Genomic DNA, 12,971 nt, shown 5'->3' on the forward strand with positions numbered 1-12,971 from the left:
CGGGGGCGGCGAGGTGTGCTGGCGGGCTGGTCGGCGGCGGATCTCCTCGCTCGAGGTATGGGGTTGTGGACTTGGATGGTTGGGGGTCGGCGAATACCGGCGCAGTGGTTGGCGCGGATGGCGCTGATGAGCGGCGGTTGGCGTGGGCGTATCTGTCGCGAGTGGTGGCGGGCCCGTGTGCGGCGCTGTCGTTGTTGATCGAGTCGGTGGGGGTGGTGGAGGCGGCGCGGGCGGTGCGGGAGTGTGCGTTGCCGGAGTCGCTGTTGCGGCCGACTTCGCGGCGGCGGGAGATCGATTGTGCGGCACGGGATCTCGAGGTGATGGAGCGGATCGGCGGACGTTTGGTTACTCCGGACGATCCGGAATGGCCTGCCTGGCGGATGTTGGGCCTCAGCCAGCTCGAGCCGGGACGCGATCGGGACGGAGCAGTGCCGCTGGTGTTGTGGGTGCGTGGGCCGCGGTCGCTGCTGGAGTCCAGTGAGCGCGCCATCGCGGTTGTCGGGGCGCGGTGCAGTACCGGATACGGCGATCGCGTCACCGGTGAGATCGTCGGTGATCTGGCCACACAAGGCTGGACGGTCGTATCCGGTGCCGCCTTCGGTATCGACGGTATGGCCCATCGTGCCGCTCTGGCCATTGGTGCCCCGACCATTGCCGTGCTCGCCTGCGGTGTCGACCGCCCCTATCCCGCCCAGCATGAGCGGCTCCTGGCCGAGATCGCCGAAACCGGCTTGGTGATCAGCGAATACCCGCCCGGCACGGTTGCCCACAAGAACCAATTCCTGGCCCGCAACAGACTGATCGCGGCTCTGGCGGACGGCGTTCTCGTGGTGGAGGCAGGACTGCGCAGCGGTGCACGCAACACCGTCAAATGGGCCCGCCGCCTCGGCCGCCCCGCGCTCGCCATCCCCGGCCCGGTCACCTCCGCATCCTCGGTGGGCTGCCACCGCATGATCCGCGAAGGTGAGGCTCTGCTGGTCACCCGTGCCGAGGAGGTCATCGATGAAGCAGGCCCACTGCGCCTTTCGCTACCGACTCAACAGTCGTCCGAGCCAGGCGACCGCTTGCTCGGCGACGAAGCATCGGTCTTCGCGGTACTCCCGAGAATCGGCTCCCGCCGGCCGAGAGCCATCGCCGAAGACGCCGGTCTCGAACTATCCACCGTCCGCGCCATTCTCCCCGCACTAGAACTGGCCGGACTGGTCGGAATGGACGAAAACGGCTGGTACCGAACCATGCAGAAGCCCAAACCATGAATGCCCCGCGCTTCCCAAACCCGAAGAGCGCGGTCGCCGGGGCATGCCAGTGCGCTCATCGGTGCAGGCCCTCCCGCTCCGCCGACACCGGGTTTCGCCCTCGGAGACTTAGAAGGGCTTGCACTCCGACCCAGCGCCATCGGGACAGATTGGAATTGCTGACGCACATCGGGTGATGGTCGCGCAGAGGGTATAGGGTCTGCGCGACCTTCAATGCTTGTGCGTGACGTTCACTTGCTGGGTGACGTGGTCCGGCGCGCGTTCTTTGGAACAAGGGTGGCTTGTGCTCGGGAACCGCGAAGGTTTGCGTTCTCCGGATCGGGGTGGTTTGTGTTCCGGAATCGTGGGGGTTTGCGCTCAGCGATTATGGGAGGGTGCTGCGGGATCGTGTGGGCTCGCGCTTCGAGGTTCGGCTTGCGGCTTGGATCGGGGAGGCGTGCTTCGGGATCGTCGAAGGTAGGCGCCTTGGTCGGTATCGATGACGTCATAACCCGAGTCGAGCAGAGCGGCTGGAAGATTCCTTGACCCGATCTTGGTTGTCAGCTGCTCGGGGCTAGGTCTGTCCGGTGGGCCGGACCTGGTGGCGAGGGCCCGGGGGGAAGGTAGGTGAACCCGGTGTTGGTGCGGCGTGCTGACTTGCCAATGGGGGGTAGGGCGGTGACGGTGGGGGGATGGAGTTGCCGGAGGATCTCGAGGCGTTGCTGATGGAGTATGGGCGGCATCTGCGGTTGGGGCGGAATCGGTCGGCGCATACGGCGCGGGCGTATGTGGGGGATGCGCGATCGCTATTGGGGCATTTGGTTGCGCGGTCGGCGGATTCGGCAGTGCGGGAGATGGATTTGGCGTTGTTGCGGTCGTGGCTGGCCGCGCAGTCGGCCGGTGGTGCGGCACGCACGACCATGGCGCGGCGGGCGTCCTCGGCAAGGACATTTACGGCGTGGTTGACCAGTACCGGGCGGCTCGCGACCGATCCCGGACTTCGGCTGCGTTCGCCGAAGGCGCATCGGGTGTTGCCCGCGGTGCTCGGTACACAGCAGGCCGTCGCGGCCATGGATGCGGCGGAATCCGGTGCGGTGCAACGTGATCCGATGGCCTTACGGGACCGGATGATCGTGGAGCTGTTGTACGCCACCGGAATCCGGGTCAGTGAATTGTGCGGACTCGATCTCGACGATATCGATCGAGAGCGGCGCCTGGTCCGCGTGCTCGGCAAGGGCAACAGGGAGCGATCGGTGCCCTTCGGCGTTCCGGCCGATGAAGCGATCGCGAACTGGCTGCGGTACGGCCGCCCCGTCTTTGCCACCACCGACTCGGGTCGTGCTCTGCTGCTGGGCCGCCGCGGCAAACGTCTCGATCAACGTCAGGCCAGAACGGTTGTCCACGAGGTCGTTTCGGCGATCCCGGGCGCACCCGATATGGGCCCGCACGGATTGCGACATTCGGCGGCAACCCACCTGCTCGAGGGCGGTGCCGACCTACGTGTCGTGCAGGAACTGCTGGGCCACGCCAGCATGGCCACCACCCAGCTGTATACCCATGTCTCCATCGAGCGCCTGAAGAAAGTCCACGACCAGGCCCATCCCCGCGCCTGACCGGTTGGCTACGGCCGCAGGCACCCGAGTATCAGGTCCGCGATCCGCCCATCGTCGCCGCGGTACCGCTGTGCCGCGAGCGCGGCCACCACGACAGCTCGGACGTCCTCGGCGTTCACATCGCTTCTGACCACTCCCGACTCTTGCGCCGCGCTCAATAGTGCGCCGAGCACGTCCCGCAGCTCTGCCGCCGCCTGCTGCGCCCCGGGGCCGGGCTCCACACCCGCGGCCGCGAGCGCCTCGGTCACGTCCTGCTCGGGCCCCGCACGTCCAACAAGGCCGGTGAGGTATGGGAAGAAACCCCTGTCCTTGTCACCGCCGTCCAGAGCCGCTTGCGCCTCGCGCCGCAGTTCATCGAGATGTAGGGCGACGATCGCGTCGTACAGCTGCTTCTTCGTCGGGAAGTGACGGTGGACCGTCCCCGGTCCCACCCCGGCCCGGCGTGCGATCTCGTCCAGGGAAACCCCAATGCCGTCGATCATGAACGCTTCGCGCGCCGCCTCCACGATCTGTTGCCGGTTCCGCCGCGCGTCGGCTCGCAGTGGTCGCTCCAACGGCTTCATGTCGAATGCCGCCCCACGCGAGGTTGCCGAACGACTCGTTCAGCTCACCGCTCCCGGCCCCAATGGCGACCTGGCCGACCTGTTCGCTGAGGATGCGGTCCTGGAATTCCCCTTCTCCCCGCCTGGCGTTCCGCGGCATGCCCAGGGGCGTGAGACCTTCCGCGCTCACCTGCTCGGCGCGGTCGGCGTGCAGCGCCATGAATCCGCCGACAACGTCAGCATTCGGGAAACCGACGACCCCGGCACCGTCGTCATCGAATACCGCCTGCGCGGCACCGTCATTTCGACTGGCAAGACGTTCGTTTTCGATATCATCGCGCTCGCGCGTGTGCGCGATGGATTGATCACCTGGTTGCGCACGTATTCCAATCCGCTGGATGGTGCGATCGCCTTCGATACCGTCGCGGACCTCGTTGAGGCGTTGTCCACCGCATAGGCCGCGACCAAAGGTGAACATCGGACTGTTCGAAATTATGAAACGTGTTCGCGTGAAAGAAATACATGCGTAAGGGGTGAAATTACCGCTATTCTGACACGAGTTCTAGTTGGGAGGATTCGTGAACGCCGCACGATTCGTTGACCGGCCCGCGGTCGGCTCACGTCGGGCCCCAGGGTGGGTGGTCCGATGAGCACCCACACCGTGTTGGGCAAGGAAGTCCGGATGCCGGTGCGGATCCGGCTCGCGCACGCATTCATGGCGACCTACGCGGTCTCCGCGACAGCCGCGCAGCGGGTGATCGACTACTCCGGGCTGGAGATTCTTCGGCTGCCCGGCGGTCGCGCCATGTGCACGCTCGTCTTCGTCGACTACATCGACGGCGATCTGGGGCCGTACAACGAATTCGGCGTGTCGTTCATGGTCCGCCACCACGCCGCCGGACCCGCCACCGCACTCGGCGATCTCCGGGCGCTGTCCACGGGCGGAGCTGGCGTCTTCATCCATCGTCTCCCGGTCGATGGTGAATTCACTCTCGCGGCAGGTCGCGGGATCTGGGGATTTCCCAAAGAGATCGCGGATTTCGATGCACAGTACGACGGCCGTGTGCGTCGTGGCGTGCTGCACCAGAACGGGCAGCTGATCGTCGATCTCACCATCCGCCCTGGCCTGTCCGTCCCGGGACGCCGTAGTGGTGCCACATCGTTCGACGCCTACTCCCATATCGACGGGATCACCCGGTGCACGCAGTGGCAGATGGAACCGTCCGGTATGCGTGCCCGATTCGGCGGTGCCGAGTTGTCCCTCGGCGACCATGCTTGGGCCGATGAGCTGCGATCCATCGGTCTGCCCAAACGCGCGCTGATGGCCTCGGCCGTGGATCGACTGGCGATGATCTTCCAAGATGCCACACCCCTCTGACGGTGGATCCGCCGCAAGGTCGCATCCGCGGGCAGCGAAACTTCGTGGACGGCCACATCGACGGCGGTAACCTGACGTAGCGGATCGTTTGCTTACGGCAGGAAACCGGCCAGCGATGGAGAGGTGTCCGTGAATCCCGACGAGCGGCATGTTGTGGCCCCTGACCGGCAGCAATATGTAAACGCGATCGCCGAGATCTGGGGCAGGTTCCAGGCGAAGCACGGTCCGCGGCACATCATTGATGGGGCCACACCGGCGATCGGGTTCCTGCTCGGCTATTTCGTGGCGGGCGCCGAAGTGGGTGTCTTCATCGCCATTCTGATCGCCGTCGCAGTGGCGGCCTTCCGGTTGATCAGGGGCGATTCGGTCCGGGTCGTCGCGGCGTCGGCCGTGGTCATCCTGGTCTTCTCGCTCTTCGTCGAGACCACCGGCGACGGCCGAGGCTTCTACCTGCCCGAAGTGGCACTGTGCGTCGTAATGACCGTGCTTTTCGGCGCGACCCAGCTCATCGGCAAGCCGCTGAGCTACACCGTGAGCCGCCGAATCCGGCTCGAACCGGCGGAACCGGCCGATCCCGCGGTCCGGCTGCGCCTGCATCGTCGAATCACCTTGGCGTGGTTCGTGTTCTGGGCCGTCATGTTGCCGCTGTATCTGGCGAACGAGGTGGCTATCCTCGGCACCGTGGCCTTGATTCTCGGCAAGCCCGCACTGGTCATCATGCTCGCGGTGACCTGGCTGTGGGTGCGCGCCAAGGGGCCCCGCCCCGCCGAAACCGAGGGGCCGATAGTCGAAACCGAGGTGACGTGACTCTCCCCAATCCCGCCGAGGAGTCCGAAGAAGGCGAGGAGGAGATCGACTACCGATTCACCCTCGCCAACGAGCGGACCTTCCTGGCCTGGATCCGTACATCGTTCGGGCTGCTCGCCGGTGGTGTCGCGGTACACACATTGGTGCAACCGTTCCGGATGGCGGGCCTGCGGCGGGCACTCGCGATGAGCTGCATCGCGCTCGCGGTAATCGTCGCGGTTGGTGCGTATGGACATTGGCGGCGCGTCGGCGCGGCGATGCGAAACGGCGAACCGCTGCCCAACACCATCATGGTGCCGATCCTGTCGTTGGGCATCGCGATTGTGTCGGCGCTGGCCTGCATCGCGGTTTTGCTGCGATGAGCGAGGGTCTGGCCGCAGAGCGCACCGCGCTGTCTTGGCGGCGCACTGCCACCAGCGCGATGGCGATCGCCGCGCTGCTGCTCAATCATGCGGTGACCAGCGGGTGGCGGCCCACTGCGCTCGCGGCGATCGGTGCGGCCATCGCGATGGCGGCGCTTGCGGGACTGTGTTTTTCGCGTAATCGCACATTGCACGAAGGTCGCTTCGGACACGGCCGGGGCGCGGTTGCCGCGACGACGGTGGCCGTGCTGATCGTCGCTGTCATCGTGGCAGTGATCGCATCGACGGAACCACCGCCCTGAAGCACCGAGGCTCGACATATCGACGGCAGGCCCAACAAAGTTCAGCTGACGAGGAGGGTGGACATGACTACATCGACCGAGCCGAGCGAGTTGATCGTCGAGCGCCAGCGGCATGCGGCCGCGACGCTGCCATTCGCGGACACCGCCGATCTGGCGGACGCGGATCGCGGGTTCATCGCCGCGCTCGAACCGGGCATTGTCACCGCTGCCGACGGAACGGTGGTGTGGGACAACGACTCCTACGACTTCCTGCGCGAGCCGTGCCCGGCGTCGGTGCATCCGAGCCTGTGGCGCCAGTCCGGCGTGGTGGTCAAACAGGGGCTGTACCAGGTCGTCGAAGGGATCTATCAGATACGCGGCCTCGACCTGTCGAATATGACGTTGGTCGAGGGCACCGATGGTGTGATCGTCATCGATCCGCTGATCTGCGCGGAAACCGCCGCCGCTGGGCTGGCCCTCTATCGCGCGCACCGCGGCGACAGACCCGTTACCGGACTCATCTACACCCACTCCCATGTGGACCATTTCGGCGGCGCGCTGGGCGTGACGAGCGCCGAAGACGTTGCGGCGGGCCGCTGTCCGGTGCTGGCTCCGGCCGGATTCCTGGAGCACGCGGTGGCCGAGAATGTCTACGCGGGCACCGCCATGGCACGCCGCGCCGCCTATATGTACGGCGCGGCACTGCCGCGCGGTCCGCTCGGCCAGGTCGGTGCGGGCCTGGGCCAGACCACCTCCTTGGGCACCGTGACGCTGATCGCTCCGACCGTCGATATCACCGCCACCGGTCAGCAGGAAACGGTGGACGGGGTGCGCATCATCTTCCAGATCACCCCGGGCACCGAGGCTCCGGCCGAGATGAACTTCTACTTTCCAGACCATCGGGCGCTGTGCATGGCCGAAAACGCCACGCACACCTTGCACAACCTGCTCACCTTGCGCGGTGCGCTGGTGCGTGACCCGCATGTGTGGGCCGGGTACCTGACCGAGGCGATCAATCTGTATGCCCGCGATTCCGATGTGGTATTCGCCTCGCATCACTGGCCCACCTGGGGCACCGATCGACTGGTGGAATTCCTTGCTCTGCAACGAGATCTGTACGGCTACCTGCACGACCAGACCTTGCGGCTGCTGAATCAGGGCCATGTCGGCAGTGAGATCGCGGAGCTGATCGCGCTGCCGCCCGCCATCGAAAATGCCTGGCACACCCACGGCTACTACGGATCGGTCAGTCACAATGTGAAGGCCATCTACCAGCGTTATATGGGCTGGTTCGATGGCAACCCGGCGCATCTGTGGGAGCATCCCCCGGTCGAATCCGCCAGGCGGCATGTGGAATTCATGGGTGGTGCCGACGAAGTGCTCCGCAAGGCGCAGGCCTCCTACGATGCTGGTGACTACCGATGGGTGGCCCAGGTGGTCAATTACGTCATCTTTGCCGATCCGCACAACCAGGCCGCGAAAGCGTTGCAGGCCAATACCTTCGAACAACTCGGCTTCGGCGCGGAGAATGCCACCTGGCGCAACTTCTACCTCAGCGGTGCGTATGAATTGCGCAACGGCTCGTTCGGCACTCCCACGACGACGAATGCTCCCACCATGCTCGCCGCGCTGACCGTCGAGCAGATCTTCGACGCCATGGCACTGCGCGTCGACGGGCCCAAGGCGTGGGATCTGCGGGTGGTGACCGACTGGCATATCACCGATGAAAACCGCATCCACCGCCTCGAACTGCGCAACGGTCGCCTGACGCATTATGACCGTCCCGACGGTGTCACCCTTCCCGACCCCGACGCCTCGTTCACCTTGACCCGGTCGACGATGATCCGAGTCCTGCTGTCGGGAGGGGACTTCGGTGCACTGGTCTCCTCCGGAGCCATCACGCTCGGCGGCGACCCCACCAAACTCGCCGATATCGTCGGCGTCTTCGACCAGCCGGACCCGGATTTCGCCATCGTCACACCGTGAATGGATCGGAGCCCAACTCGCCGTGACCTCGTGTGTCCAAAATCCCTCGACCCGTGAGGTCCCGGCGCGTACGGTCGGCGACCATGTCCACTGAAGCCATCGACAAATCCGTGCCGTTGCGCGATCGCCTCCGCACCGCCCTGTCCGCCGCGATGAAGTCCCGCGACCGCAGCGCCATCGCTGGTCTGCGATCCGCGCTCGGCGCGATCGACAATGCCGAGGCCATTGATACCGCGGACATCAAGGCCGGTGCCATCGAGACCAGTGCCGTGGGCCTCGGTGCGGCCGAAGTCCGCCGTCGCGACCTCACGGAGTCCGATATCGAAGACATCGTTCGTGCCGAAATCGTCGACCGCCACAAGGCCGCCGACGAGTACGACACCTTGGGCCGCGCCGATCACGGCGACGTACTTCGCGCCGAGGCAGCAGCGCTGACAGCGCAGCTCTGAGCCACGGTCCAGCGGTATCGTCACGGATTCGGTTGTTCAGCAGCCGAATCCGTATGCCCCGCCTGGTAATGCCTAGATCGAGGTCGGGAGGGTGCCGATGTACTTCCCGGCGATGATGTGCTGGATGGCACGGACAACCGGTCCACCGAGGCGGACATACCACGCGCCCGGGCGTGAGAATGCGGTCACCAAGCCATAGACGCTGTCGTCGGTGGGGTCGTATTCGACGGCGAACAGCTCCTCGCCGATTTCCGGGTGGCCGGGCAGTGTGCCGTAGGCGAAGCCGCGCCGGTCGGGTTCGTCGAGGACGTACACGACCCGGCACGGTGCGGTGATCCCGAGCGGGCCGACGCCGAGTCGCACCGTCAGCCGGGTCCCCGGCGCTGCGGTCGGGGTGTCGGCTTCCTGAAATATGCCGGTACCCTTCTGCATTCGGTACCCCAGGAGCTCCGCTCCCGCGCGCTCGAACAGTGCACGTCCGTGCCCGATCCGGCGGCGCAGCCGAAACCGGTGGTAGCCCGCCGGGAGCACATCCTTTGTCGCGCCGACCTCTGTGTAGGTGAACGGCGGATCCCCGAGCGCATATCCCATGGGTCGATCCTCGTCCCGGAACCATCGCGACGGAAGAGCGTGGTCCGACACAGCTGCCGGCACTGCCGTCCACTAGGTCACCGGTTTCAATCGCAGCGGAGTCGGGTGCAGCAGGCCGAGCGGATCGATGTACTCGTGTCTGCTGTGCCCACCCGCTTCCCGTCGGGCGCCCCAGTGCAGGCACGCGGCCGCCCCGCAACCCTCGTGCCCCGCTTCCAAGGTGCCGATTCGCATCCCACGACGGACCCGCAGCCCCACCGCAACCTCCGCTCTGACCGGCTCATATGTGGTCCGAAGCCCACCGGGATGGTCGATGGATACCGCCGGTTTGCCCGCGACCGTCCCCGCGAACACCACGATCCCGTTCCCGGCCGCGAACACCGCCTGTCCGGGTGTCCCCGCCAGATCGACCCCGCGATGCCCGGGCAGCCAGTCCTGCGCCGGTTTGTCGAACCGTCGCTCGACCGCGGGCCGCGGCCGCAAGGGCCAGCTGAACTCTCCCTGCGGAGCAGCTGAAACCGCCTGCTCCGCAACGAATCCCAGTAGAGCGATGACCGCGACGGCGATCGAAACCAGTCGCCGCACCAGCGACCATCGGACCCGGTTGTCGGTATTCATTCGGAGATCAGCGAGGCAGCGGGAGCGGAACTCGGTGCACCAGATCCAACAGCCGCGACAACAGATCATCGACCGCCCGAGGCAAGGAACTCGCCGATCCGGCGCCGTGTCCACGGACGATATCGGTCGGGAGCGAAGCCGTATCTGCCCCAAGAACCGGCGTCGGCGCACTGTCCGCCCAGAGCAGGTTGGCCGCAAGGTCCATCCGCAATGTGTTGGGCGCGACATTCACGTCGAGCACGTCTGGGGTGACGTTCATATGGAGCATGTCGGGTGCGAGGTCGACGTGGAGTGCATCGGGCCCGAGGTCCACAGCTGCCAGATTGGGCGCCACGTCAAAGCGGAGTACATCGGGAGCGACGTTCACGTGGGGCAAATCGGGTGCAAGGTCCACATGGGGTGCGTGGGGTGCGCGATCTACTCGGAGGGCATCAGGCGTGGGGGCTACGGGGAGTGCGTCCAGTGTGACGTTTACGCCGCCTGCGTCAGGTGCAACGTCCAGATGGGGTGCGTGGGGTGCGCGATCCTGTCGGAGTGCATCAGGCGCAGGGGCCACCGGCGTGACGTTCACGCCGCGTCCGTCGAACGCAACGTCCACACGGAGTGCACCAAGCGCGCCATGCACACGCAGCGCGCGGGGCCTGACGTTCACGACAAGCGGTCCCAACCGGAGCGGATCCGGCCCCTGCGCCCGTCCACCACCCGGACACGGCGCGGAACAGGCCGAACCCGTGCACTGCCCGAACACGACTTCCGATGCGTAAGGCCGAATACCGTCAGGCGGAGCGATTGCTCGTGACCCCCATGGCACTGCCACGGTAGTCGCGCCATCCGGCGGCGCGGCCGAAACCGGCTGTGCCACAAGCAGCGACAAAAGGAACAGCGGCGGCAGGATCATGGTTACCGAGATAGCTATGCGATTCATGCATCCAGCCTCGGCGGCGATCGGGCCCCCGCAGTAGCCCCGATCCGGCGAGTGTGGACAACTTCCTAGCTTGTGGACAGCGTCCGTTTACGTCCGTGACAGGGCGATTTAGGAACTGACCCGCTGAGACCGTAGACTGGTCGAGCGGTCTGTGCCTGCACGGATCGACTTCGCGCGCCACCCCGTGCTTGTTCGTAACGGCGCTGTTCGGACGGAGCTCGACTCCGTAATCGGCAGTGCGCATGCGGAGCAGGGAATCATCGGCTGGTCCTGATCCTCGTGATCGGGTCCGATGGTTCGGAGGCGCCAGGGCGGTGGATCACCGATTCGCCGCGTCAACCGGCAACGAAAGAGAGATACGAGAGCCATGGCTGTCGTAACCATGAAGCAGCTGCTCGACAGCGGCGCACACTTCGGACACCAGACCCGGCGCTGGAACCCGAAGATGAAGCGGTTCATCTTCACCGACCGCAACGGCATCTACATCATCGACCTGCAGCAGACGCTGACCTACATCGACAAGGCCTACGAGTTCGTCAAGGAGACCGTCGCCCACGGTGGCACCGTCCTCTTCGTCGGCACCAAGAAGCAGGCCCAGGAGTCGATCGCGGCCGAGGCGACTCGCGTCGGAATGCCCTACGTCAACCAGCGCTGGCTGGGTGGCATGCTCACCAACTTCTCCACCGTGCACAAGCGTCTGCAGCGCCTCAAGGAGCTCGAGGCGATGGAGCAGACCGGTGGCTTCGAGGGGCGCACCAAGAAGGAAATCCTCATGCTCACGCGTGAGATGAACAAGCTCGAGCGCACCCTCGGCGGTATCCGCGACATGGCCAAGGTGCCCTCGGCCATCTGGGTCGTCGACACCAACAAGGAGCACATCGCCGTCGGCGAGGCGCGCAAGCTGAACATTCCGGTCATCGCGATCCTGGACACCAACTGCGATCCCGACCTGGTCGACTACCCGATCCCGGGTAACGACGACGCGATCCGTTCCGCCGCACTGCTGACCAAGGTCGTCGCCTCCGCGGTGGCCGAGGGCGTGCAGGCGCGGGCCGGTCTTTCCTCCGGTGACGAGAAGCCGGAAGCCGGTGCGGGCGAGCCGCTCGCCGAGTGGGAGCAGGAGCTGCTCGCGCAGGCCGCCCCCGCCGCGGCCGAGTCCGAGGCGGCCGACGCCGAGGCTCCCGCCACTCCGGCCGACGCCTGATCGTCGCAGTGTCCGATGGCGGCGGGCTCCCTGGTCACCCAGGCTCCCACCGCCGCGGAGCGTTTGTTCACCTTGCCGACCTCTCCTGGTAGGAGCGGTCGGCAAGGTGGTGTTACCACCCGAAACAACACACAGGAGGATCGCCACCCATGGCGACTTACACCGCCGCTGATGTGAAGCGGCTGCGGGAGCTCACCGGCTCCGGGATGATGGACTGCAAGAACGCGCTGGTCGAGACCGACGGTGATTTCGACAAGGCCGTCGAGGTGCTGCGCATCAAGGGCGCCAAGGACGTCGGCAAGCGTGCCGAGCGCGCGACCGCCGAGGGCCTGGTCGTCGCCAAGGACGGCGTGCTGATCGAGATCAACTCCGAGACCGACTTCGTCGCCAAGAACGACGAGTTCCAGGGCCTCGCGGACAAGATCGTGACCGCCGCCGCGGCTGCCAAGCCCGCCGACCTGGACACGCTGAAGGCGCTGAAGCTCGATGGCCAGACCGTCGAGGAGGCGCTGCAGGCGCTGGCCGCCAAGATCGGCGAGAAGCTCGAGCTGCGCCGCGTCGTCGCCTTCGACGGCCCGGTCGCCGTCTACCTGCACAAGCGTGCCACCGATCTGCCGCCCGCCGTCGGCGTGCTGGTCGAGTACCAGGGCGAGGGTGACGCCGCCGCCGAGGCCGCGCGTGCCGTCGGCATGCAGGTCGCCGCGCTCAAGGCCAAGTACCTGACCCGCGACGAGGTCCCGGCCGAAGTGGTGGAGAACGAGCGCCGCATCGCCGAGCAGACCGCCAAGGAAGAGGGCAAGCCCGAGGCCGCACTGCCCAAGATCACCGAGGGTCGCGTCAACGGCTTCTTCAAGGACGTCGTCCTGCTGGAGCAGGCGTCGGTCACCGACTCGAAGAAGACCGTCAAGGCCCTGCTGGACGAGGCCGGTGTCACCGTGACCCGCTTCGCCCGCTTCGAGGTCGGCCAGGCCTGATAACGT

15 protein-coding genes are annotated in these 12,971 nt (G+C 66.1%); 11 read left to right on the forward strand and 4 right to left on the reverse strand.

What is annotated here, in order from left to right:
* Window positions 1-71 precede the first annotated feature (71 nt).
* Together dprA and ACQP2D_RS11505 are read left to right on the forward strand one after the other, a co-directional pair.
* The gene (gene dprA / locus ACQP2D_RS11500) at window positions 72-1,256 is read left to right on the forward strand and encodes a DNA-processing protein DprA (protein ID WP_433685613.1); all 1,185 of its coding nucleotides are present in this window, start codon (window positions 72-74) and stop codon (window positions 1,254-1,256) included.
* A 671-nt stretch (window positions 1,257-1,927) separates the two neighbouring features.
* Window positions 1,928-2,848, forward strand: a complete 921-nt coding sequence (locus ACQP2D_RS11505) for a tyrosine recombinase XerC (RefSeq protein WP_433683695.1) — start codon at window positions 1,928-1,930, stop codon at window positions 2,846-2,848.
* Between the two features lie 8 nt (window positions 2,849-2,856).
* On the opposite strand, the gene ACQP2D_RS11510 is transcribed toward ACQP2D_RS11505, so the two are convergent.
* Window positions 2,857-3,411, reverse strand: coding sequence for a TetR/AcrR family transcriptional regulator (locus ACQP2D_RS11510; protein ID WP_433683696.1), 555 nt, complete (start codon window positions 3,409-3,411; stop codon window positions 2,857-2,859).
* On the opposite strand from ACQP2D_RS11510, the gene ACQP2D_RS11515 reads away from it, so the two are divergent.
* The 7 genes from ACQP2D_RS11515 to ACQP2D_RS11545 all read left to right on the forward strand — a co-directional run bounded on the left by ACQP2D_RS11515 (window position 3,410) and on the right by ACQP2D_RS11545 (window position 8,653).
* Window positions 3,410-3,847, forward strand: a complete 438-nt coding sequence (locus tag ACQP2D_RS11515; RefSeq protein ID WP_433683697.1) for a nuclear transport factor 2 family protein — start codon at window positions 3,410-3,412, stop codon at window positions 3,845-3,847. The two genes, ACQP2D_RS11510 and ACQP2D_RS11515, sit on opposite strands and share 2 nt — an antisense overlap.
* Before the next feature lie 189 nt (window positions 3,848-4,036).
* Window positions 4,037-4,768, forward strand: a complete 732-nt coding sequence (locus ACQP2D_RS11520) for an acetoacetate decarboxylase family protein (protein ID WP_433683698.1) — start codon at window positions 4,037-4,039, stop codon at window positions 4,766-4,768.
* Between the two features lie 129 nt (window positions 4,769-4,897).
* Window positions 4,898-5,575 (forward strand): DUF3159 domain-containing protein, encoded by a 678-nt coding sequence (locus ACQP2D_RS11525; protein ID WP_433683699.1) that lies wholly within the window; start codon window positions 4,898-4,900, stop codon window positions 5,573-5,575.
* Window positions 5,572-5,937 carry a YidH family protein gene (locus ACQP2D_RS11530; protein WP_433683700.1) on the forward strand — a complete coding sequence of 122 codons (366 nt, stop codon included), beginning with the start codon at window positions 5,572-5,574 and terminating at the stop codon, window positions 5,935-5,937. Before ACQP2D_RS11525 ends, ACQP2D_RS11530 begins: the two co-directional genes overlap by 4 nt.
* Window positions 5,934-6,239, forward strand: coding sequence for a DUF202 domain-containing protein (locus ACQP2D_RS11535; protein WP_433683701.1), 306 nt, complete (start codon window positions 5,934-5,936; stop codon window positions 6,237-6,239). Before ACQP2D_RS11530 ends, ACQP2D_RS11535 begins: the two co-directional genes overlap by 4 nt.
* A gap of 63 nt (window positions 6,240-6,302) precedes the next feature.
* On the forward strand, window positions 6,303-8,204 hold the full coding sequence (locus tag ACQP2D_RS11540) for an alkyl/aryl-sulfatase (protein ID WP_433683702.1): 1,902 nt from the start codon (window positions 6,303-6,305) through the stop codon (window positions 8,202-8,204).
* 83 nt (window positions 8,205-8,287) lie between these two features.
* The gene (locus ACQP2D_RS11545; RefSeq protein WP_433683703.1) at window positions 8,288-8,653 is read left to right on the forward strand and encodes a hypothetical protein; all 366 of its coding nucleotides are present in this window, start codon (window positions 8,288-8,290) and stop codon (window positions 8,651-8,653) included.
* Window positions 8,654-8,725: 72 nt separating this feature from the next.
* Here the strand turns inward: ACQP2D_RS11545 and ACQP2D_RS11550 are convergent, their stop codons facing one another.
* The 3 genes from ACQP2D_RS11550 to ACQP2D_RS11560 form a co-directional block, all read right to left on the reverse strand.
* A complete protein-coding gene (locus ACQP2D_RS11550; protein ID WP_433683704.1) occupies window positions 8,726-9,244 on the reverse strand; it encodes a DUF1990 family protein in 519 nt (172 codons plus the stop codon).
* 72 nt (window positions 9,245-9,316) lie between these two features.
* Complete coding sequence (locus tag ACQP2D_RS11555) at window positions 9,317-9,862, reverse strand: M23 family metallopeptidase (RefSeq protein ID WP_433683705.1); 546 nt, start codon at window positions 9,860-9,862, stop codon at window positions 9,317-9,319.
* Between the two features lie 7 nt (window positions 9,863-9,869).
* Window positions 9,870-10,256, reverse strand: coding sequence for a hypothetical protein (locus ACQP2D_RS11560; protein ID WP_433683706.1), 387 nt, complete (start codon window positions 10,254-10,256; stop codon window positions 9,870-9,872).
* Window positions 10,257-11,154: 898 nt separating this feature from the next.
* Between ACQP2D_RS11560 and rpsB the strand changes: the two genes are divergently transcribed.
* Both rpsB and tsf read left to right on the forward strand, forming a co-directional pair.
* On the forward strand, window positions 11,155-11,991 hold the full coding sequence (gene rpsB, locus ACQP2D_RS11565) for a 30S ribosomal protein S2 (protein ID WP_433683707.1): 837 nt from the start codon (window positions 11,155-11,157) through the stop codon (window positions 11,989-11,991).
* Window positions 11,992-12,140: 149 nt separating this feature from the next.
* A complete protein-coding gene (gene tsf, locus ACQP2D_RS11570) occupies window positions 12,141-12,965 on the forward strand; it encodes a translation elongation factor Ts (protein ID WP_433683708.1) in 825 nt (274 codons plus the stop codon).
* The last annotated feature ends 6 nt before the right edge of the window (window positions 12,966-12,971 follow it).

The organism is Nocardia sp. CA-119907 (assembly GCF_050955995.1).
GTDB lineage: Bacteria > Actinomycetota > Actinomycetes > Mycobacteriales > Mycobacteriaceae > Nocardia.

Bases quoted from the DNA above. Each gene is read 5' to 3' on its own strand.
- ACQP2D_RS11505 (WP_433683695.1), top strand. From the start codon at position 1,928: ATGGAGTTGCCGGAGGATCTCGAGGCGTTGCTGATGGAGTATGGGCGG.
- tsf (WP_433683708.1), top strand. From the start codon at position 12,141: ATGGCGACTTACACCGCCGCTGATGTGAAGCGGCTGCGGGAGCTCACC.
- ACQP2D_RS11550 (WP_433683704.1), bottom strand. From the start codon at position 9,244: ATGGGATATGCGCTCGGGGATCCGCCGTTCACCTACACAGAGGTCGGC.
- ACQP2D_RS11515 (WP_433683697.1), top strand. From the start codon at position 3,410: ATGTCGAATGCCGCCCCACGCGAGGTTGCCGAACGACTCGTTCAGCTC.
- ACQP2D_RS11520 (WP_433683698.1), top strand. From the start codon at position 4,037: ATGAGCACCCACACCGTGTTGGGCAAGGAAGTCCGGATGCCGGTGCGG.
- ACQP2D_RS11555 (WP_433683705.1), bottom strand. From the start codon at position 9,862: ATGAATACCGACAACCGGGTCCGATGGTCGCTGGTGCGGCGACTGGTT.
- ACQP2D_RS11545 (WP_433683703.1), top strand. From the start codon at position 8,288: ATGTCCACTGAAGCCATCGACAAATCCGTGCCGTTGCGCGATCGCCTC.
- ACQP2D_RS11540 (WP_433683702.1), top strand. From the start codon at position 6,303: ATGACTACATCGACCGAGCCGAGCGAGTTGATCGTCGAGCGCCAGCGG.
- ACQP2D_RS11510 (WP_433683696.1), bottom strand. From the start codon at position 3,411: ATGAAGCCGTTGGAGCGACCACTGCGAGCCGACGCGCGGCGGAACCGG.
- rpsB (WP_433683707.1), top strand. From the start codon at position 11,155: ATGGCTGTCGTAACCATGAAGCAGCTGCTCGACAGCGGCGCACACTTC.
- ACQP2D_RS11535 (WP_433683701.1), top strand. From the start codon at position 5,934: ATGAGCGAGGGTCTGGCCGCAGAGCGCACCGCGCTGTCTTGGCGGCGC.